At 72.2% G+C, this 20,341-nt stretch carries 19 protein-coding genes, 2 pseudogenes and 1 riboswitch; of the genes and pseudogenes, 10 read left to right on the top strand and 11 right to left on the bottom strand.

Translation table 11 applies throughout. From position 1 onward, the window contains the following. Positions 1-36: 36 nt before the first annotated feature. Positions 37-987 (bottom strand): IPT/TIG domain-containing protein, encoded by a 951-nt coding sequence (locus ABZS71_RS00815; protein WP_356206370.1) that lies wholly within the window; start codon positions 985-987, stop codon positions 37-39. Between ABZS71_RS00815 and ABZS71_RS00810 the strand changes: the two are divergent. Further along, a pseudogene (locus ABZS71_RS00810) lies at positions 965-1,096 on the top strand (GNAT family N-acetyltransferase); the annotation flags it as partial. The gene ABZS71_RS00815 and the pseudogene ABZS71_RS00810 sit on opposite strands and share 23 nt — an antisense overlap. Positions 1,097-1,112: 16 nt before the next feature. On the opposite strand, the pseudogene ABZS71_RS00805 reads toward ABZS71_RS00810, so the two are convergent. Further along, positions 1,113-1,268: pseudogene (locus ABZS71_RS00805) on the bottom strand (phosphoglycerate mutase family protein); the annotation flags it as partial. A gap of 94 nt (positions 1,269-1,362) precedes the next feature. Between ABZS71_RS00805 and ABZS71_RS00800 the strand changes: the two are divergent. The 3 genes from ABZS71_RS00800 (at position 1,363) to ABZS71_RS00790 (ending at position 6,501) form a co-directional block, all read left to right on the top strand. Then, positions 1,363-2,409: a 2-hydroxyacid dehydrogenase gene (locus ABZS71_RS00800; protein WP_356206368.1), complete on the top strand. Its 1,047-nt coding sequence runs from the start codon at positions 1,363-1,365 to the stop codon at positions 2,407-2,409. Positions 2,410-2,741: 332 nt separating this feature from the next. After that, positions 2,742-2,879, top strand: a riboswitch (cobalamin riboswitch). Between the two features lie 134 nt (positions 2,880-3,013). Then, the gene (locus ABZS71_RS00795; RefSeq protein WP_356206365.1) at positions 3,014-5,431 is read left to right on the top strand and encodes a ribonucleoside-diphosphate reductase subunit alpha; all 2,418 of its coding nucleotides are present in this window, start codon (positions 3,014-3,016) and stop codon (positions 5,429-5,431) included. Beyond that, complete coding sequence (locus ABZS71_RS00790) at positions 5,431-6,501, top strand: ribonucleotide-diphosphate reductase subunit beta (protein ID WP_355851564.1); 1,071 nt, start codon at positions 5,431-5,433, stop codon at positions 6,499-6,501. Before ABZS71_RS00795 ends, ABZS71_RS00790 begins: the two co-directional genes overlap by 1 nt. A 78-nt stretch (positions 6,502-6,579) precedes the next feature. Here the strand turns inward: ABZS71_RS00790 and def are convergent, their stop codons facing one another. From def to ABZS71_RS00750, 8 genes are all read right to left on the bottom strand, one after another. Beyond that, a complete protein-coding gene (gene def / locus ABZS71_RS00785) occupies positions 6,580-7,209 on the bottom strand; it encodes a peptide deformylase (protein ID WP_355851460.1) in 630 nt (209 codons plus the stop codon). Between the two features lie 93 nt (positions 7,210-7,302). Beyond that, entirely contained in the window at positions 7,303-8,289 is a 987-nt protein-coding gene (locus tag ABZS71_RS00780) for a hypothetical protein (protein WP_356206363.1), read from the bottom strand. 218 nt (positions 8,290-8,507) lie between these two features. Then, complete coding sequence (locus ABZS71_RS00775; protein WP_356206361.1) at positions 8,508-9,779, bottom strand: metal-dependent phosphohydrolase; 1,272 nt, start codon at positions 9,777-9,779, stop codon at positions 8,508-8,510. A 77-nt stretch (positions 9,780-9,856) separates the two neighbouring features. Then, entirely contained in the window at positions 9,857-11,287 is a 1,431-nt protein-coding gene (locus ABZS71_RS00770; RefSeq protein ID WP_356206358.1) for an HD-GYP domain-containing protein, read from the bottom strand. 224 nt (positions 11,288-11,511) lie between these two features. After that, the gene (gene rsrA, locus ABZS71_RS00765; protein WP_355851451.1) at positions 11,512-11,829 is read right to left on the bottom strand and encodes a mycothiol system anti-sigma-R factor; all 318 of its coding nucleotides are present in this window, start codon (positions 11,827-11,829) and stop codon (positions 11,512-11,514) included. Then, complete coding sequence (locus ABZS71_RS00760; protein WP_356206356.1) at positions 11,826-12,515, bottom strand: sigma-70 family RNA polymerase sigma factor; 690 nt, start codon at positions 12,513-12,515, stop codon at positions 11,826-11,828. Before ABZS71_RS00760 ends, rsrA begins: the two co-directional genes overlap by 4 nt. Before the next feature lie 298 nt (positions 12,516-12,813). Beyond that, a complete protein-coding gene (locus ABZS71_RS00755) occupies positions 12,814-13,461 on the bottom strand; it encodes an alpha/beta family hydrolase (RefSeq protein ID WP_355851445.1) in 648 nt (215 codons plus the stop codon). A gap of 93 nt (positions 13,462-13,554) precedes the next feature. After that, positions 13,555-14,379, bottom strand: a complete 825-nt coding sequence (locus ABZS71_RS00750; RefSeq protein ID WP_356206353.1) for an SOS response-associated peptidase — start codon at positions 14,377-14,379, stop codon at positions 13,555-13,557. A 106-nt stretch (positions 14,380-14,485) separates the two neighbouring features. Here ABZS71_RS00750 and ABZS71_RS00745 point away from each other — a divergent pair, with 106 nt between their 5' ends. From ABZS71_RS00745 to ABZS71_RS00730, 4 genes are all read left to right on the top strand, one after another. Continuing rightward, positions 14,486-15,199, top strand: a complete 714-nt coding sequence (locus ABZS71_RS00745) for a M50 family metallopeptidase (protein WP_356206351.1) — start codon at positions 14,486-14,488, stop codon at positions 15,197-15,199. A 116-nt stretch (positions 15,200-15,315) separates the two neighbouring features. Then, complete coding sequence (gene aroA / locus ABZS71_RS00740; protein ID WP_356206349.1) at positions 15,316-16,668, top strand: 3-phosphoshikimate 1-carboxyvinyltransferase; 1,353 nt, start codon at positions 15,316-15,318, stop codon at positions 16,666-16,668. Positions 16,669-16,680: 12 nt separating this feature from the next. Beyond that, positions 16,681-17,691: a ribosome small subunit-dependent GTPase A gene (gene rsgA / locus ABZS71_RS00735; RefSeq protein WP_356206346.1), complete on the top strand. Its 1,011-nt coding sequence runs from the start codon at positions 16,681-16,683 to the stop codon at positions 17,689-17,691. Positions 17,692-17,818: 127 nt separating this feature from the next. Beyond that, a complete protein-coding gene (locus ABZS71_RS00730) occupies positions 17,819-18,142 on the top strand; it encodes a multidrug efflux SMR transporter (RefSeq protein ID WP_356206343.1) in 324 nt (107 codons plus the stop codon). Between the two features lie 10 nt (positions 18,143-18,152). On the opposite strand, the gene ABZS71_RS00725 is transcribed toward ABZS71_RS00730, so the two are convergent. Beyond that, on the bottom strand, positions 18,153-18,752 hold the full coding sequence (locus tag ABZS71_RS00725) for a TetR/AcrR family transcriptional regulator (RefSeq protein WP_355851428.1): 600 nt from the start codon (positions 18,750-18,752) through the stop codon (positions 18,153-18,155). Between the two features lie 139 nt (positions 18,753-18,891). Here ABZS71_RS00725 and hisN point away from each other — a divergent pair, with 139 nt between their 5' ends. Together hisN and ABZS71_RS00715 are read left to right on the top strand one after the other, a co-directional pair. Continuing rightward, positions 18,892-19,686 carry a histidinol-phosphatase gene (hisN, locus tag ABZS71_RS00720; protein WP_356206340.1) on the top strand — a complete coding sequence of 265 codons (795 nt, stop codon included), beginning with the start codon at positions 18,892-18,894 and terminating at the stop codon, positions 19,684-19,686. A 222-nt stretch (positions 19,687-19,908) separates the two neighbouring features. After that, complete coding sequence (locus ABZS71_RS00715; protein WP_355851558.1) at positions 19,909-20,301, top strand: CBS domain-containing protein; 393 nt, start codon at positions 19,909-19,911, stop codon at positions 20,299-20,301. The last annotated feature ends 40 nt before the right edge of the window (positions 20,302-20,341 follow it).

Here is a 20,341-nt window from a genome sequence, read left to right as displayed (position 1 = left end):
CGGTGACCGGCGCGAGCAGCGGCCTGACGTCCGCCGTCAGACGTAGAGGAAGCCGCCGGGGACGGTGAAGGTCCCGAAGGCCGTCACCAGCGTGACGGTCGCGTTGCCGGGCACCCCGGGCGGGGTGGTGCCGGTGACCGTGGTGGCGGTGGCGGTGGCGGTCACACCCGTGGCGGGAACGCCGTTGAACAGCACGCCCAGCACGCTGCCGAGGTTGGTGCCGGTGATGGTGAACGCGGTGCCGCCGGCGATAGGTCCGGTGGTGGGCGTGATGGCGGCGGGCACCGGGGCGACCGGCGCGACGAAGTAGGTGAAACCGCCGGGGACGGTGGCGGTGCCGTTGGGGCCGCTCAGTGTGACGGTGACGTTGCCGCCCGCGGGCGGGCCTGCCGGGGTGATGCCGACCAGGCCGGTCCCGGCCGGGTTGATGGTCAGGATCGCCGAGGGGCTCCCGCCGAAGGTGACGCTGGTGACGCCGGTCAGGTTGGTGCCCGTGATCAAGTACAGGGTGCCGCCGGTGGTCGGTCCCACGACCGGGGTGATGGAGACGGCGGGGGGCGGCGTCGGCGCCACGTAGGTGTACGGCTGGCTGTTGCTGGTGCCGACGGTGGTGGTGACGAGGACCTGGACGGACCCGGGCGCGTGCGGCGGGGCTATCACCACGACGACGTCGTTGGTGGGATTCCCCGACCAGCCGCCTCCGGGCCAGCCACCGCCGCCCCAGCCGCCGTCCCAGTCACGACCCCAGCCGCCGCCACCGGAACTGCTCTGGCTGGCGATCTGGGCGGGCACGCCGCCGAAGGTCACACTGATGACGTTGCGCAGGTTCTGCCCGTTCAGCTGGACGAGGTTCCCACCGGCGGCGGGGTCCGAGTTGGGCACCACGGACAGCAGCAACGGCGGCCGCGCGACGCCCGGCGGCGGGCCGAGCAGGCCGAGGTGCTGGTCGCGGCGGACGCGGTGCCGGGCCCGGGGGCTCGGGCTCACGGGGATCGTGATCTGCAGCCAGCAGTCGATGACGGCCGCTCACCGGCTCTACGGGCGGCTGGGCTTCGTCCGCGCGCCGGAGCGCGACTGGGAGCCGATACCGGGCATCGCGCCGCTGTGGGTACCACCGCGCCGATGGCGCGGCCCTCGGCCCAGCGGGCGAGCGCCTGGGCCTGCCGGTATCCCCGCTCCGTCAGGGCGCTGTCGGAGATTCCGGCATACCGGTTCTCCGCGTGCCACACGGTCTCGCCGTGGCGTACGAGCAGCAGTCGGGCGGTCATCCGGCGCCTCCCACGCGTCGGCCATTGCCTCATCAAGTCCAAGGTGTTAAATCGAGCATCGCTCATGTGATGGAACGCCGAAGGAAGGCCACCCATGCGCGTCCTCGCCGCCGGAGACCACTTCATCACGCCCGAGCTGATCGCGGCGGCCCTCCTCGATCAGCTGGACCCGGACGGTTTGGACATCGGCGAGCTGACGCTTCCGTGGCCGCACGAGCCCTTCGGCCCCGTGGACGGGGTGAGCGAGGCGAGCGGCACCGAGGAGCAGCTGATCGAGGCGCTCCTCGATGCCGAGGTGTGTGTGACACAGACGGCGCCCTTCACCGAGCGGGTGTTCGCCGCCCGCCCCGAGCTGCGCATGGTCGCGGTCGCCCGCGACGGCCCGGTCAATGTCGACCTGGTGGCCGCGGCCCGCGCGGGCGTCGCCGTGAGCTTCGCCCCGGGCCGTAACGCCGTCGCCGCCGCCGAGTTCACGATCGGCATGATGCTCGCCGCGATGCGCCGGATCCCCACCGCCCACGCCGAGCTGCGCGCCGGCCGCTGGCCCGGTGACCTCTCCGCGTACCAGGAGGCCGGCGGCGAGCTGGACGGCGCGACCGTCGGCCTGATCGGCTACGGGGCCGTCGGCCGGATCGTCGCCCGGGTGCTGCGCGCCTTCGGCGCCCGGGTGCTGATCGCGGACCCGTACACGGACGGCGAGGCCGCCCGCGCCGACGGCGTCGAACCCGTCAAGCTCGACGAACTCCTCGTGCGCAGCGAGATCGTGAGCCTGCACGCCCGGCTGACCGCCGAGACCCGCCATCTCCTCGACGCGGGCCGGCTCGCGCGGATGCGGCCCGGCGCGGTCCTCGTGAACACCGCGAGCGGCGGGCTGCTCGACTACGCCCCGCTGCCCGAGGCGCTGCGCACCGGCCGCCTCGGCGCCCTCGCCTTGGATGTATACGACATCGAACCGCCGCCCGCCGACTGGCCGCTGTACTCCGCGCCGAACGTCGTCACCACCCCGCATCTGGCCGGCGCCACCCGGCAGACCGCCCACCGCGCCGCCGCCGTCACCGCCGCCGAGGTCGGCCGCTACGCACGCGGCGAGAGGCTTCACCACCTTGCCAACCCCGAGGCCACGGAGGGCAGCAAGCGGTGAGCTGACGGTTCCCAGTTGTTCGCGGATGTGATCGGCCGCCCGGTGCGCGTCCCCGCCGAGCCCCGAAGTGGGGGCGCGGGGTGCGGCGCGGTCGCCCGGCGACCCGGTCGACACACCACACCGGCAGGCCGATTCGCGTACTGTCGGACCGCGTCGGGACCACCGCGAGACCTTCGAAAGCGGCTACGCCGACGACCGCGCCCGCCTCGCCCGGGCTTTCGCCGGATGGCGGAACACGGGCCCCAGGTCACGGGCAGCGCCGGGAACGCACTAGCACATTTATACGAAACTCCTCACCTCACGACACAAGATGTGGGGGCACGTGCGTCGGCCGACACAAGATGTATGCTCGTGCTCGCTGTCGCCGCAGGGGAATCCGGTGGGAATCCGGAACTGTCCCGCAACGGTGTACGTGTGCGCTTTATGCGTACCCGCGAGTCCGAGGACCTGCCGACGGCCGTCTGCATACGTCCGGGCCTCGCGGGTTGGGTTCGATGGACGCTGCGCGGTGTGCCTCCGTACGCGAGTGCGGAATCGGCATGCCCGTACGCGACCGTCGCGCACCGCCCTCCTGGCCCCCAGCCGAGCGAGGGAGAGCACTTCAGTGACCATCGCGCCCGCGGATCCGGTTTCAGAGGCAACGGCTTCTCAGGCAGTGACCGACGCGCCCGGGACCGCCCTGCTGCGGACCCTGACCGGCCTCACCGCCGATCTTCCCGCCACCGACCCCGGCAAGGTCGCGGCCGCCGCCCTGCGCGGCCGCCATCCCGGCTCGGACGAGGCGGAGTTGCGCACTCTGGCGATCGAGGCGGCGGCCGGGCTGATCGCCGAAGAGCCGGAGTACTCACGGCTGGCCGCGCGGCTGCTGGCCCTCGCGATCACGGAGGAGGCGGCCGGGCAGGGCTCGGTCTCCTTCTCCGCCTCCGTCCGGGTGGGCCACCACGAGGGCCTGATCGCCGACTCCACCGCCGAGTTCGTGGCCACGCACGCCGCCCGGCTGGACGCGCTGGTGGACCAGGCGCTCGCCGACGGCGCCGACAACCGCTTCGGCTACTTCGGGCTGCGCACCCTGCACAGCCGCTATCTGCTGCGCCACCCGATCACCCGTCAGGTGATCGAGACCCCGCAGCATTTCCTGCTCCGGGTGGCCTGCGGGCTCGCCGAGGACGGGTCCGAGCGGGCCCTCGCCGATGTGGCCGAGCTGTACCGGCTGACCAGCACGCTGTCGTATCTGCCCAGCTCCCCCACGCTGTTCAACTCCGGCACCCGCCATCCGCAGATGTCCTCCTGCTATCTGCTGGACTCCCCGCTGGACGAGCTCGACTCGATCTACAACCGCTACCACCAGGTCGCACGGCTCTCCAAGCACGCGGGCGGCATCGGGCTGTCGTACTCCCGCATCCGTGCGCGCGGTTCGCTGATCCGGGGCACCAACGGCCACTCCAACGGCATCGTGCCGTTTCTGCGGACGCTCGACGCCTCCGTGGCGGCCGTCAACCAGGGAGGCCGGCGCAAGGGCGCCGCCTGCGTCTATCTGGAGACCTGGCACGCGGACATCGAGGAGTTCCTGGAGCTGCGGGACAACACGGGCGAGGAGGCCCGCCGCACCCACAACCTCAACATCGCGCACTGGATCCCGGACGAGTTCATGCGCCGGGTCGAGGCGGACGCCGACTGGTCGCTGTTCTCGCCGGTCGACGCGCCCGAGCTGGTGGACCTGTGGGGCGAGGAGTTCGACGCCGCGTACCGGAAGGCCGAGGCCGAGGGGCGGGCGCTCAAGCAGATCCCGGCGCGCCAGCTGTACGCCCGGATGATGCGCACCCTCGCGCAGACCGGCAACGGCTGGATGACGTTCAAGGACGCCGCCAACCGCACCGCGAACCAGACCGCCGAGCCCGGCAAGGTCGTCCACTCCTCCAACCTCTGCACCGAGATCCTGGAGGTCACGGACGACGGCGAGACCGCCGTGTGCAACCTGGGCTCGGTCAACCTCGCGGCACACCTCGGCAAGGACGCCGGCGACGGGGAAGAGGGCATGGACTGGGAGCGGCTGGACGCCACGGTCCGTACCGCCGTGACCTTCCTCGACCGCGTGGTGGACATCAACTTCTACCCCACGGAAGAGGCCGGGGCCTCCAACTCCCGCTGGCGGCCGGTGGGACTCGGCCTGATGGGGCTGCAGGACGTCTTCTTCCGGCTGCGGCTGCCCTTCGACTCCCCCGAGGCGAAGAAGCTCTCCACGCGGATCTCCGAGCGCATCATGCTCGCCGCCTACGAGGCGTCCTGTGAGCTCGCCGAGCGCCACGGCCCGCATCCGGCCTGGTCCGCGACGCGCACCGCACGCGGGGTGCTGCACCCGGACCACTACACGGACGCGGTGGCGACCTGGCCGGAGCGCTGGGCGGCGCTGCGCGAGCGGATGGCGAAGTCCGGGTTGCGGAACTCGCTGCTGCTGGCGATCGCGCCGACCGCGACCATCGCCTCGATCGCGGGCGTGTACGAGTGCATCGAGCCGCAGGTCTCCAACCTCTTCAAGCGCGAAACCCTCAGCGGGGAGTTCCTGCAGGTCAACTCCTATCTGGTGGACGACCTCAAGAAGCTCGGCGGCTGGGACGCCCAGACCCGCGAGGCGCTGCGCGAGGCCAACGGCTCGGTCCAGGACTTCTCCTGGGTGCCCGAGGACATCCGGGCGCTGTACCGGACGGCGTGGGAGGTCCCGCAGCGCGCCCTGATCGACATGGCCGCGGCCCGTACCCCGTACCTCGACCAGAGCCAGTCGCTGAACCTCTTCCTGGCCTCGCCGACCATCGGCAAGCTCAGCTCGATGTACGCGTACGCCTGGAAGCAGGGCATCAAGACGACCTACTACCTGCGTTCGCGCCCGGCGACCCGGATCGCCCAGTCGGCGCGCGGCGGTGGCTCGGCCGCCGCCACCGTCCCCGTCCAGCAGGCGCCCGCCGCCGACGAGGACGTCATCGCCTGCTCCCTGGAAAACCCCGAGTCCTGCGAGGCATGCCAGTAATGCGTACCGCCCACCCGTCGCCCGACCACCGCCCCTCATCGACGGCGCTTCGCGCCGACCCCCAGCGTCACAAAAACCTGCTCGACCCGGGCTTCGAGCTGACCCTGCGGCCGATGCGGTACCCGGAGTTCTACGACCGCTACCGCGACGCGATCAAGAACACCTGGACCGTGGAGGAGGTCGACCTCCACTCCGACGTCACCGACCTGGCCAAGCTCTCCCCCGGGGAGCAGCATCTGATCGGCCGTCTGGTCGCCTTCTTCGCGACCGGCGACTCGATCGTCTCCAACAACCTCGTGCTGACGCTCTACAAGCACATCAACTCCCCCGAGGCGCGGCTGTACCTGTCGCGGCAGCTCTTCGAGGAGGCCGTGCACGTCCAGTTCTATCTGACGCTGCTGGACACCTACCTGCCCGACCCGGACGACCGCACCGCCGCCTTCGCGGCAGTGGAGAACATCCCCTCCATCCGGGAGAAGGCGGAATTCTGCTTCCGCTGGATGGACTCGGTGGAGAAGATCGACCGGCTGGAGACCAAGGCCGACCGGCGCCGCTTCCTGCTCAATCTGATCTGCTTCGCGGCCTGTATCGAGGGGCTGTTCTTCTACGGCGCCTTCGCGTACGTCTACTGGTTCCGCTCGCGCGGGCTGCTGCACGGCCTCGCGACCGGCACCAACTGGGTCTTCCGCGATGAGTCGATGCACATGGATTTCGCGTTCTCGGTCGTGGACACCGTTCGCCAGGAGGAGCCGGACCTCTTCGACGACGAGCTCCAGCAGCAGGTCACCGACATGCTGAAGGAGGCCGTCGAGGCGGAGCTGCAGTTCGCCTCCGATCTGTGCGGCGACGGGCTGGCGGGCATGAACACCGCGTCGATGCAGGAGTACCTGCAGTGCGTGGCCGACCAGCGCCTCCAGCGCCTCGGCTTCGCCCCGGTCTTCGGCTCGGAGAACCCCTTCTCCTTCATGGAGCTGCAGAACGTCCAGGAGCTGACCAACTTCTTCGAGCGACGCGCCTCGGCCTACCAGGTCGCGGTGGAGGGCTCGGTCTCCTTCGACGACGACTTCTGAGCCGCTTCTGAGCCGCGTACAGGTCAAGGGCCGGACCCCGGGAGGGATCCGGCCCTTGGCCGTATGCGGGAGGCGCGCTCAGTCGTTCGGCACGGTCTCGTAGCGCGGGGTCCCCTCGGCCATCTGCCGGAGCACATCCTTACGCTCGCGCTTGGAGAGCCGGTCGATGTAGAGACGGCCGTAGAGGTGGTCGGTCTCGTGCTGCAGACAGCGCGCGAAGTAGCCGGTGCCGCGCACCGCGATCGGCTTGCCCTCGGCGTCCTGGCCGCGCACCACCGCGTAGTCGGGGCGGGCCAGCTCGGCGTAGGCGGTGGGGACCGACAGACAGCCCTCGTTGGAGTCGTCCAGCACACGGCTCTCGGCGGGCAGCTCGTCCAGCACCGGGTTGCACACGACGCCGACGTGCCGGACGCCCTCGTCGTCCATGCAGTCGTAGACGAAGACCTTGAGGTCGACGCCGATCTGGTTGGCGGCCAGGCCCACGCCCTCCGCCGCCCACTGGCTGGCGAACATGTCGTCGATCAGGCGCGCCAGCCCCTCGTCGAACACGGTGACGTCCTGGCACTCCTTGTGGAGCACCGGATTGCCGACGACGGTGATCGGGCGGGCGGTGCCGCGCTCGCGGTACGCCCGCTCGCGCTCCTCGCAGTCCTCCGTGTCCACGATGAACTGGTCGTCCACCTGCTGTTCAGTCCCTTGCTGCGCCATCGTCCGCCGTATGCCTTCCTTCAACCGTGATGCGTCGCCCTACAGGGTACGGGCCCGCCCGGCCGTCCGGGGCGTGAGCGCAGCTCCGGGCGGTCAGCAGACCTCTTCCAGGTCCCGCCACTCACGGGTGTCCGGGCTGTCGGCGACCCAGCCGTCCAGCAGCCCCCGCACCAGCCCGCCCGGCGCCGCGATCCCGCATTCGCGCTCGGCGACCCACAGCGAGCCCGAGCCCGCCGTACGGTGCCCCAGTGGCCCGGGATGGCCCGGTTCGCTGTGGTCGTGCGGGTCCAAATGCTCGCCCTCGCCCTCGTCGCTGGGCATCCGGCTCTCCGAGCAGGAGCGGCACAGCAGCCGCACCGACGACGACCAGTCCTCGGCCGCGAAGCCCGCGTCCGCCGCGAGCCGCTCCAGGGCGTCCCGGTCGGCCTCGGTGGCCGCCTCCAGCAGCACCACCCAGGTCGGTACCGGGGACGGCGCCCACAGCTCGATCTCGTCGAAAACCGGGTAGGAGGGGCCCGCGGAGGTCACACGCTCGCCGTGCGGGACGCCGTCGTGCAGCACGACCTCGCCCCAGCGCCGCCCGGAGGACGGCAGCGGGATGGACAGCACCTCGATCCGCGCCGGGTCCAGCCTGCGGCCCCAGACGACCTCGGCCTCGCCCTCCGGCGACAGCCGTACCGCCGCGCTGCCCAGCTCCATGCCCAGCGGCTCACCGGACGCGGACGCCTCTCCGGGCACCTTCAGCCCGTACGCCTGCCAGGCGCGGCGGGCCAGCGGCCAGTCCTGCAGGGCGGTCGCGGCGATCCCCACATTCCACCAGTCCGGAGCGCCCGTCTCGCGGTCCAGCAGCGCGACCGCGCGCAGCCCCGCGGCGCGCGCCTGCTCCCAGTCGTGCCGGAACTTGTGCAGCAGCGCGAGGTTGAACCAGGACTCCGACAGCCACGGCTCCAGGTCGGCGGCGCGGGTCAGCAGCGCTCCCGCGTCCTCGTACCGGCCGTCGCCGATGAGCGTGAACGCACGGTCCGTGGCCTGCCGCCATGAGGCGGATGGCCGGTGCCGTACCTTGCCGAAGATCTTCACGATTCCCGCCTGCCGGTATCGAAGTAGTCCCGCACCAGATGCCTTCGCGGACGGCGTCGCCCTCCCTGGAAGACAACCTGCCACACATTCGCGGACATCTCAGCCCGGCCCCTCACCTTCGGCCGGGACACGATGCCCCACCACACCTCCTTGCCACCGGCCATCGGCCCGACACCCCTCTCTTCGCATCCAACCACGCCTCTTGGGAGACCCGCTTATTACCCATGAGTTCTCCCCGTGCGACGGCCGTGCACCGGGCGTGAGAGCACTGTGGCCAGCGCCTCGACCACCACCGGGTCGTAGTCACGCGCCGTGGCCAGCCGAAGCCGCTCCAGGGCGCGCAGCGGGGCGCCCGCCGGGCCGCCCGCCCCACCGCTCGCCAGCTCCGTGTACGCGTTCACCGCGCGCACGATACGCGCGGCCCGCGGCTGATCCCGGTAGGGGTCCGCCTGCCGTTCGACGACCACCGCCACCTCCGGGGGTACCCCGGTCTGGCGTACCACAGCGCCCCCCAGCAGCGCGATCCGCCGCTGCTCGGCGAGGGGCAGCGGCTCGGTGGCCCCGGCGGGCACCGGATCCAGCAGCGACAGCTGCCCGATGTCGTGCATCAGCGCCGCGTACTCCAGCACGGTCAGGGTCGGCTCGGAAAACCCCAGCTCACGGCCGACGGCCCGGCTGAGGACGGCGACCTTACGGGCGTGGCCGGTCGGGGTGTACCCCGCTATCTCGGTCGAGCGGGCCAGGGAGGCGATGGTCTGCCGGTAGGTGGCCCGTATGCCGGCGTAGCGGCGGAACGAGTACTGGATCAGCAGCAACGGCACCGCCAGCACCGGCAGCGCCCACAGCCCCACGACGGCGGCTGTGAGCGCCATCACCACCCCGGTCGCGCAGATCGCCGCGCCCACCCCCGGCAGCGCCCGCAGCTCGTCGCGGAGCAGCGGTCCGTACGGCCAGCCGGTACGGGCGCGGGCGAGGGCCGCGGCCAGGACGGCGTCGCACAGCGCGGTCAGGGCCAGCAGGCCCAGCAAGTACGCGACGACGTAGGAGCCATGGCCGAGCCAGGAGGCCAAGCGGCCGCTGTGGTGGAGCGGTTGGAAGCAGGTGGCGGCGAACGCGACGGTCAGCACCCGGCGGGCCGCGTGACCGGGGTCGGCCGGACGCCCGAGCGCCAGCCGCGGCACCATGCCCGCCAGTGAGGCCGCCACGACGACGGTGACGGCCTGAAGGACGCCATGCGTGGTGGGCTCCCCGCCGAGCCGCCCCAGCAGGGCGTAGCCGAGGGCACCCGCGGCGGCGACGGGCGCGGGCTCACCTCGGTGCTCATGCGCCCCGCTCGCGCGCGGAAACGCGGGCGGGACATCGGCGCACCGGAGCGCCTCCCCGACCGCGATGAGCACCCCGAAGGCCAGCGCCGCCTCCGGCTCGCGTACCCCGTGCCACTCGGTCCAGCCCAGCGCGACGGCGGCGAGCGCCCCGGCGGCGCTGTACACGGCCCCGAGGATCAGCGCCCCCTCCCGCCGCCCGGGTATACGCTCCCGGCCCCGGCCGGCCGTGCCGGGCGCCGCCGTCACCGGCCACCGTCCGGGCGGCGCGGGCCGTCCGGATCCGGCGGCGGGCCAAGGTCGCCGGACCGGCCGGGCGCCGCCGCGCGCACCAGCGGGGCGGGCGGCGCGGAAGGCTCCGATCCGAGGGACCCTGGCGGGACGTTTCCGCGCTCCTCACAGGCGTCCGCCGTGACCGCCGCGTGCCAGCCGTGGCGGTCCAGGGCACGGGCCAGGGCCCGCACCATACGGGGGTCGAACTGCGACCCCGCGCACCGCTTCAGCTCCTCCACCGCCGTCTCCACCGGCCGGGCCCTGCGGTAGGTACGCGTCGAGGTCATCGCGTCGAAGGCGTCCGCGACCGCCACCACCCGCGCGAACTCCGGGATGTCCGTCCCCGCGAGCCCGTACGGATAGCCGCTGCCGTCCAGCCGCTCGTGGTGGTGGAGGATGGCCGCCCGCGCCTCGCCCAGGAAGCCGATGCCGCGCACCATCTCATGGCCGTACTCGGGGTGAAGCTCGATGACGCGGCGCTCCTCGGGGGTCAGCGGTCCGTTCTTGCGCAGCAGCCGGGTGGGGACGCCGAGCTTGCCGACGTCGTGGAGGATGCCCGCGATCCGCAGCGCCTCCAGCCGGTCGCCGCGCATGCCCAGTTCCCGGGCGATCATCACGGAGGCGCGGCCGACGCGTTCGCTGTGGCCTCGGGTGTAGCGGTCCTTGATGTCGACCGCCTGGACGAGGGCGCGGATGGTGGCCTGGTGGGCGGCGCGCTCACGGTGGTACAGGGCGAAGACACAGGCACAGACGTACATCGGCAGCAGCGCCAGCAGGGCCGCGGCGGGCCCGTACGGGCTGCGCCACAGCACCGCCATGGCCAGCGCGGCGGGCCCGTGCACCAGATGCGGGGCGAGGGAGCCGAGCAGCCGGCCGCGCCAGGCCGCGCGCGGGGAGTGGCGCTCGGCGGTGACCAGGACGCCGCCCTCCAGGGCGGTGGTGGCCAGGCACAGGACGAGCGCGGCGGCCAGCGCGGCCGCCAGGGCGTGCGGAAAACCGGGCGCACCGGGGTCCTGGGCGGCGCGGAGGGCGTTCGGGCCGCCGAGAGCCCCGAAGGCGTACGAGGCGGCCCAGAGGGCGAGCGAGAGCCGTGCGGCGCGCCAGGTCCGCCGCACCCCGGCCGGGCGCCGCTCGACCCGGGCCAGCAGCGCGCCGGGCACGGCCACGAGCGCCGCGGCGGCGGGCGGCAGCAGAAAGGCCCCGGCCAGAAGCACGGGGCCGCACCACTCGGGCCAGGGGGCCCTCGCCTCGCGGGCGCCGGCCGCGTAGACCGCGGCGAGCAGAGCGAGGGTGGCCCAGGGAACGGCCGCTCCGGACCGTGCCACGGCCGGGGCGGCGCACAGCACCCCGGCGAGCACGGCGCACAACACATAGGCGCGCGCCCCGAGGGGAAGTGCCCGCACGGCGCCCTCCTCCCCATCCATGTCCGCTCAGCCACCCCTGTCGGGGTGGGTCAGACTGGGGAGAATAGAGCCGCACGCAGGGGATGAGACCGGATGGACGGCCCGATTCCACACCTTCGGGTGATGATCGGACCGCTTGGGGTGCGCCGCCCTCAAAGGTCGGCCCTCAGCGGCCGGCCGTCACAGTGGGCCGTCACGGTCGGCCGCGGGTCACTCCCGGCCGGTCACTCCTGGACGGTCGTCGGAGCGTTCGTCTCCGCGGTGATCTCGCGCTCGGGCACCGCCTGCCCGGAGCGGATCAGCTCGATCCGGCCCATGACCTTCGCACGCAGGTCGCTGGGCACGTCGTCATGCCCGCAGCACCGCTTGACCAGCTTCTTCACGGCCTTCTCCAGACCGTACTTCTCCAGGCACGGGGAGCACTCGTCGAAGTGCACCTCGAACTTGGCACAGTCGCCGTCAGGCATCTCGTGATCGAGGAACTCGTAGAGATGGTCGAGAACCTCGGAGCAGTCCGTCTCGTGCGGCTCTCCGCAGCTCATGAGTCCGCGCCTTTCCGATCGTGCGACTCGTCCGCCGCGGCGGTCGCGCCCGCCGGGACGAGCCCGCGCCCACGGGCATAGTCCTCCAGCAGACCGCGCAACTGGCGGCGCCCACGGTGCAGACGGGACATCACCGTACCGATGGGTGTACCCATGATGTCGGCGATCTCCTTATAGGCAAAGCCCTCGACGTCCGCGAGATAGACCGCTATGCGGAACTCTTCGGGGATGGCCTGAAGGGCTTCCTTTACGTCCGAATCGGGCAGGTGGTCGAGGGCCTGCGACTCGGCGGAGCGCAGACCGGTCGACATATGCGACTCGGCGCGCGCGAGCTGCCAGTCCTCGATCTCCTCGGCCGCGCTGCGCTGCGGTTCGCGCTGCTTCTTGCGGTACGAGTTGATGAACGTATTGGTCAGGATGCGGTACAGCCACGCCTTGAGGTTCGTGCCCTCGCGGAACTGGTGGAAGGACCCGTACGCCTTCGCATACGTCTCCTGGACAAGATCCTCCGCGTCGGCCGGATTACGCGTCATGCGCAGCGCGGCCGAGTACATCTGGTCAAGGAAGGTGAGAGCGTCCCTCTCGAAGCGCGCATTGCGCTCCGGGGACGACTCCTGCGACTGCTCGACCGGCTGTCCCTCGGTAACGCCGTCGGTCTCTGCGTCGGTCCCAGTGACCTGACCCACCTCCTCCAACTTCGCGGCGGTGCCGGATGCCGACCCGCTCGAACCGGAGAATAGACGACGACCCGGTCCGCCCGCCGCTTCAATACTCGCAGTCTGCACCGCCTGCAGCCGAGACCACTCGAGGCCGGCGGCGTGCGGGCGGGCGGGGCAAGCAAGCGAACCCATGCGGGGGACTCCCTTTTCCTCGTACGTGCCTCTGACGCGGTCAGTACCGACGCCCGATGCCTCTGAACGCGGTGGATACCGACGCCCCCTACAACACCGGCCGCCGCTGTCGCATTCCCGCCCCTCCCGCAGGTCAGGGCAGGACCCGGGCCAGCCAGTCGGCGACGGCTCCGCTGATCACGGCGAGCGCCTCGGTCTCACCGATGTCCGCCGTCTTCGGCACCCCGAAGCCGTGGTCGCCGTACGGCACCTCGACGAGCTCCGTGCCGGCGGGGAGCGCCGGAAACTCCCCGGGGCGCCCGAAGGGGTCCCGCCCGCCCTGGACCACCAGCGTCGGCACACCCGCGCCCAGCAGCTCCTCGGCCCGGGACTTCTCCGGCTTACCGGGCGGATGCAGCGGGAACGACAGCGCCAGCACGGCGCTCGCCCCCAGCTCCCGGGCGGTGCGGCAGGCCACCCGCGCCCCGGCGCTGCGACCGCCCGCGACGACCGGCAGCCCGGCCTTCTCCAGCGCGGGCCACAGGGCGCGCCATCCGGTGTCCAGGGTCCTGGGCGCGGGCGCGACCTTCTTGCCCGCCACCCGCCACGGCTGCTCGACCAGCGCGACGCTCACCCCGCGCCCAGGCAGCGCCCCGGCCAGCGCCTGGAGATCCCGCGCCTCGATGCCGCCCCCGGCCCCATGGCTCACGGCCAGCACGGCGCGTGCGTCGGGGGCCCGGTGCCAGGTGATCCGCGCATCCCCGGCCGGGGTCGGCACAGTTTCGGTCGTCTTCCTGCTCACCCGACCATCTTGCCGCGTACAGCCGTACAGCCGCGTACAGGCGGCGGACGCGGTGACCGGACCGGGGGATCAGCCGGGGGATCAGCCGGGTGATCAGAAGAGCGTGCTCTCCTCCGGCGCCTCCAGCTCGGTCACCAGCTCCGGCCCGTTGTTACGGACGTCACTGACGCCCGTCGCCACCGGATAGGCGCGCAGCAGACCCGCCGGAGGCGGGGCCAGCAGGGGGCGGAGGTCGTCGGGGTCGGTGCGGGCGGGGTCGAGCCAGTCGGCCCAGCGGTCCTCGGTGAGGACGAGCGGCATCCGCGGGTGGATGTCGGCCAGCGACCGCGGCCCCTCCCCCTCGCCGCCGCTCCCGCTCCCGAACGGCTCCTTCTCCGCCTCGGTCGTGATCACCGTGCAGGTCACCCACCATGCCCGCGGATGCTCGTCCGGCAGCGTGCGGTCCCGCCAGAACTCGTACAGCCCGGCCATGGCCATCACCGAGCCGTCCACCGGCGTCACGAAGTACGGCTGCTTGCGCGGCCGCTTCCGCCTGCCGTTCTCCTCCAGCTGCCGCTCCCCCGCCGCGGTGACCCACTCGTAGTAGCCGTCGGCGGGCAGGATGCAGCGGCGCGAGGCGAAGGGGCGCCGGTACGAGGGCTTCTCGTGCACCGTCTCCGCCCGTGCGTTGATCATCTTCACCCCGCTCTCGGGCGACTTCGCCCAGGACGGCACCAGCCCCCACTTCAGCGCCCTCAGCTGGCGAACCGGACGCGGCTCGGCGGCGTCCTTAAGGGGGCGTTCGAGCACCGCGTACACGTCTTTGGTGGGCGCGACGTTCCAGTCGGGCGCCAGGGTCTCCGCCGGCTCCCACTTCTCCACTCCGAAGAGCCCGACGAGATCCTCCGGCCTCCGGCTCGCTGCGTATCGACCGCACATAGGTGCCACACTGCCACGACGCCCGCGCCTGGTGGCCACCGAGCCGGGAATCGAGCCCGACAACCACATGCGAAAGCCGCGACAGAACGCGAGGAGCCGCCCGCACATGGACGCAACGAACGCCGCCGATCTGTGGGACCGCGTCGTCGGCGCCCAGCCGGACCCCAGCACCTGGCTCGTCGCCGGCACCGGACTCGTCGCGCTCGCGACCGTCGTCTCGCAGACCACCTGGCGCATAGCCCGTAACGCCGTCACCATCGCCCACGAGGGCGGCCACGGCCTGGTCGCGCTGCTCAGCGGGCGGCGGCTGAACGGCATACGACTGCACTCGGACACCTCGGGGCTGACCGTCTCGCGCGGCAAGCCCACCGGCCTCGGCATGATCCTCACCGCCGCCGCCGGCTACACCGCGCCGTCCCTGATCGGCCTGGCCGGCGCCTGGCTGCTGGCCGCGAACCACATCACCGCGCTGCTGTGGGGGACGACGGTGCTGCTCGCCGCGATGCTGGTGATGATCCGTAACGCGTATGGCGTCCTTACGGTCGTCACGGCCGGGGCCGCCTTCTTCCTCGTCTCCTGGCTGACCAAGCCGGACATCCAGGCGGCGTTCGCCTATGTCGTGGTCTGGTTCCTGCTGCTGGGCGGCGTGCGCCCGCCCTTCGAGCTCCAGCGCAAGCGCCGTTATGGCGGCGCGCACGACTCCGACCCCGACCAATTGGCCCGGCTCACCGATGTCCCGGCCGTGGCCTGGCTGCTGCTCTTCCATGTCGTCTCGCTGTGCTCGCTGATCGGCGGCGGCCGCTGGCTGCTGGGCCTGTGACGCGTGCGAGCCCCCGGCGTGCTCCGACCGCCACTTGTACCAGCGCTGTGTTTCGACTGGGTTTCGCCACTTTTGATCAAGATTCGCACTCTCGGCGAACCACTAAAGTGAGACCCATGACCGGCATTGAGACCTCCCCGGGCGCGCACACCGCCCTCTGGCCCGCTCCGACCGCAGACGGAGCGGTCGACGCGACCGTCACCGTGCCCGGATCGAAGTCGGTTACCAACCGCGGCCTGATCCTGGCCGCGCTCGCGGCCGAACCCGGCTGGCTGCGCCGCCCGCTCCGCTCCCGTGACACCCTCCTGATGGCCGAGGCGCTGCGCGCGATGGGCGTCGGCATCGAGGAAGGGGTGGGCCCCGACGGCGAAGGCGAGGCCTGGCGGGTCATCCCGGCGGGGCTGCACGGCCCGGCCACCATCGACGTCGGCAACGCGGGCACCGTGATGCGGTTCCTGCCGCCGGTCGCCGCCCTGGCCGACGGCCCGATCCACTTCGACGGCGACCCGCGGTCGCATGAGCGCCCGCTGCACGGCGTGATCGACGCGCTGCGCGCGCTCGGCGCCCGGATCGACGACGACGGCCGCGGCGCGCTGCCGATGACGGTGCACGGCGGCGGGGCGCTGGACGGCGGCCCGGTCCGTATTGACGCCTCGTCCTCGTCGCAGTTCGTCAGCGCGCTGCTGCTGTCCGCGCCGCGCTTCAACCAGGGCGTCGAGGTCCGCCACATCGGCGCCGCGCTGCCCTCCCTGCCGCACATCCGGATGACCGTCGACATGCTGCGGGCGGCGGGCGCGCGCGTGGACACCGCCGAGGCGGGCGGCGAACAGGGCGTCTGGCGGGTCGCGCCGAGCGCGCTGCTGGGCCGGGACCTGGTCGTCGAGCCCGATCTGTCCAACGCGGCGCCGTTCCTGGCGGCCGCCCTGGTCACCGGCGGCCGGGTGACCATCCCGGACTGGCCGGAGCGCACCACCCAGCCCGGTGACGCGCTGCGCCGGATCTTCACCGACATGGGCGGTTCCTGCGAGCTGACCGACGCCGGTCTGACCTTCACCGGTACGGGCCGGATCACCGGCATCGACGCCGATCTGCACGAGGTCGGCGAGCTCACCCCGGTGATCGCGGCGGTCGCGGCGCTGGCCGACTCCGAGTCCGTGCTGCGCGGTATCGCGCATCTGCGGCTGCATGAGACCGACCGGCTCGCAGCCCTCGCCAAGGAGCTCAACGAGCTGGGCGGCGAGGTCGCCGAGACCGAGGACGGGCTGCGGATCAGCCCGCGTCCGCTGCACGGCGGGATCTTCCACACCTACGAGGACCACCGGCTGGCCACCGCCGCCGCCGTGATCGGCCTGGCCGTCGACGGCGTCCAGATCGAGAACGTGGCGACCACGGCCAAGACCCTGCCCGACTTCTCCGGCCTGTGGACCGGCATGCTCGACGCGACGACGCCCTCGGCGCGGAGAGCCTGAGAGCCTTCCGCCATGCGCCGCTACGGCAAGCACACCGACGAGGACGACGTACGGGTCCGCCCCAACCGCAGGGGCAACCGGCCGCGCTCCAACATCCGCCCCAAGCACGAGGACGCGACCGAGGGCATGGTCCTGACGGTCGACCGCGGTCGGCTTCATGTCCTGGTCGAGGACCGCACCATCATCGCCATGAAGGCCCGCGAGCTCGGCCGTAAGGGCGTCGTGGTCGGGGACCGCGTCGCGGTCGTCGGCGATCTGTCGGGCGACAAGGACACGCTCGCCCGGATCGTCCGGGTCGAGGAGCGGTCGTCCGTCCTGCGGCGGACCGCCGATGACGACGACCCGTACGAGCGCGTGGTCGTCGCCAACGCCGACCAGCTGGCGATCGTCACCGCGCTCGCCGACCCCGAGCCGCGCCCGCGGCTGATCGACCGCTGTCTGGTGGCCGCGTTCGACGCGGGGCTGGAGCCGCTGCTCGTCCTCACCAAGTCCGACCTCGCGTCCGCCAAGGACCTGCTGGAGACCTACGAGCCGATCGGTGTGCCCTATGTCGTCACCAGCCGCGAGGAGCTGGCCGACGGCGAGGCCGCGGACCGGGTGCGGGAGCAGCTGGCGGACCGGACCACGGTCTTCGTCGGCCACTCGGGCGTCGGCAAGACCACGCTGGTCAACGCCCTGGTCCCGGCGGACCGCAAGCGGGCCACGGGCCGGGTGAACGCGGTCACCGGCCGCGGCCGCCACACCACCACCTCGGCGCTCGCGCTGCCGCTGCCGGACGACAAGGGCTGGTTGATCGACACCCCGGGCGTGCGCTCCTTCGGGCTGCACCATGTGGACCCGTCGCGGGTCATCCACGCCTTCCCGGACCTGGAGCCGGGCACCGAGGGCTGTCCGCGCGCCTGCAGCCATGACGAGCGGGACTGCGCGCTGGATCAGTGGGTGGCCGACGGCCACGCCGAACCGGCCCGGCTGTACTCCCTGCGGCGGTTGCTGGCCACCCGGGAGCGGCGCGAGGGCGACTGACCGGCCGCCGCCGCCTTCCGGCGGCTACGTTTGGCGCCCACCCGGCGAGGTAAATGGATAATCGGATCACGGTCCGATCAAGGCACCCTCCGGCGAAGGCAGCCGTCAGCGGTACGGGAGGACATCTATGGCGTGGCTGCTGGTCGTGGTCGCCGGGCTCCTCGAAACTGGCTTCGCCGTCTGCCTCAAGCTTTCGCACGGCTTCACCCGCCTCTGGCCGACGATCGCGTTCTGCGTGTTCGCGCTCGGCAGCTTCGGGCTGCTGACGCTGTCCTTGAAGAAGCTCGACGTGGGGCCCGCGTACGCGGTGTGGACGGGCATCGGGGCGGCCGGGACCGCGATCTACGGCATGGTCTTCCTCGGCGATCTCGTCTCCACGCTCAAGCTCGTCTCCATCGGCCTGGTGATCATCGGCGTGACAGGGCTCCAGCTCTCCGGCTCGGCCCACTGAGGAGGCGGGATCAGGCCAGCGCTGTGCGCACCACGCTCGCCACATCCGCCGCCGGGGCCGGGGCGACCACGTACGACAGCGCCAGCCGCGCTGCCGTCTCACAGGCCCGCGCCAGCTCCCCCGCGCCGCCCCGCGGCCACTCGCCCTCCAGCAGCCGCACCGCCCGGTCCCGGACCTGGCCGATCAGCTCGACCGGCGTGGGCAGCGGCTCCATCGCGCCGGACCGCCGCGACCGCGGCGGCCGGATCGGCGCGGCCCGTACGACGGGCGCGGGCAGCCGCTCGGTCCAGCAGCCCGTGAGCACCGCCCGCACCAGCGGATTCTCGGTCGCGGCGCGGACCGTCCACACCGCAGCGGCGGCCAGCCGCTCCCCCGGGGCCGTGGCGCCGGGAACCCCGGCCAACACCCGCTCGACACCGCTCAGATACGCATCGGCCTCGCGCCGCACCAGAGCGCGGGCGAGGCCGTCCTTACTGCCGAACTCGTTGTAGAGGGTCTGCCGCGACACCCCGGCCGCCGCCGCGATGTCGACCATCCGGATCCCTGACCACGGGCGACCCGTGAGAGCGGCGAAGGCCGCGTCCAATAAGGATTCACGCGCTGCGGGCATCGTCGCCTCCCAGACCGGCATGTGCCCGACAGAATTGACGGCCCGCCAGATACTGTCAAGAGCCCCGGTACACGCCGACGCGCCGGGCCACGGGCCCGCCGTGTGGATCCGGCTCTTTCCGTATCGATACTGTTCGGCCATGGCCGACTACCACGATGACCTGCGCCTCGCCCATGTGCTGGCGGACGCCGCCGACGCCACGACCATGGAGCGGTTCAAGGCCCTCGACCTCAAGGTCGAGACGAAACCCGACATGACGCCGGTGAGCGAGGCCGACAAGGCGGCCGAGGAGCTGATCCGTAGCTCACTGCAGCGCGCCCGACCGCGCGACGCGGTGCTCGGCGAGGAGTTCGGCAGCCAGGGCAGCGGTCCGCGCCGCTGGGTCATCGACCCGATCGACGGCACCAAGAACTATGTGCGCGGGGTTCCGGTCTGGGCCACTCTGATCGCCCTGATGGAGCGCGGCGAGGGCGGCGACCGGCCGGTGGTCGGGGTGGTCTCGGCGCCGGCGCTGGGCCGCCGCTGGTGGGCCGCCGAGGGGCTCGGGGCGTACACCGGGCGCAGTCTGTCGTCCGCGAGCCGGCTGCGGGTCTCACAGGTGGGCAAGGTCTCCGACGCGTCGTTCGCGTACTCCTCGCTCAGCGGCTGGGAGGAGCGCGGCAAGCTCGACGGCTTTCTCGATCTGACCCGCGCCTGCTGGCGCACCCGGGGCTACGGCGACTTCTGGCCGTACATGATGGTCGCCGAGGGCTCGGTGGACATCTGCGCCGAGCCGGAGCTGTCGCTGTGGGACATGGCGGCGAACGCGGTGATCGTCCAGGAGGCGGGCGGCCGCTTCACCGGGCTCGACGGGGTGCCGGGGCCCAACAGCGGCGACGCGGCGGCGTCCAACGGGCTGCTGCACGGGGCGATGCTGGACTATCTGCGCTCGTGAGCGGGCGCTGAGCAGCCGCGGCCTCATGGGCCGTCGGGGCTGTCAACCGGAGCGTGGGGCGCGCTAAGGGGGAGATCGGCTTCCGCGCGCCCTTGTTGTGTCCGCCAGGGCATGTGAACATGAGAATCCAGGACTTTGTGAACTTGTGCATCCTTTCACAGGCGCATCCGGCGCCCGGCATTCTCTTATGGATGCACCAAGGAGGTGGCTCCATCCATGCCCATGCTCGTCCGTGACGCCATGAGCTCGGTGGTCCTCACCATCGGCCCCGCACATACGCTCCGTCAGGCCGCCCGGCTGATGTCGGCGCGCCGCGTGGGATCGGCGATCGTGCTCGATCCCGACACCAGCGGCCTCGGCATCCTGACCGAGCGCGACATTCTCAACTCGCTGGGCGCGGGGCAGGACCCGGACCTCGAGACCGCGCACGCCCACACCACCGCCGACGTCGTCTTCGCCGCCCCCGGGTGGACGCTGGACGAGGCGGCGCGCACGATGTCCCACGGCGGTTTCCGCCATCTCGTCGTCCTCGACGCGGGCGACCCCGTCGGGGTGGTGTCGGTGCGCGACATCATCCGCTGCTGGGCCCCGGTCCCGCAGCCCGCGCTCGCCTAGCGCACCCGGTACCGGCGCGACGAAGAGGCCGGGCCCACTG

The organism is Streptomyces sp. NPDC005393 (assembly GCF_040606675.1).
GTDB lineage: Bacteria > Actinomycetota > Actinomycetes > Streptomycetales > Streptomycetaceae > Streptomyces.
This window is presented reverse-complemented; position numbering and strand designations above follow the sequence as displayed.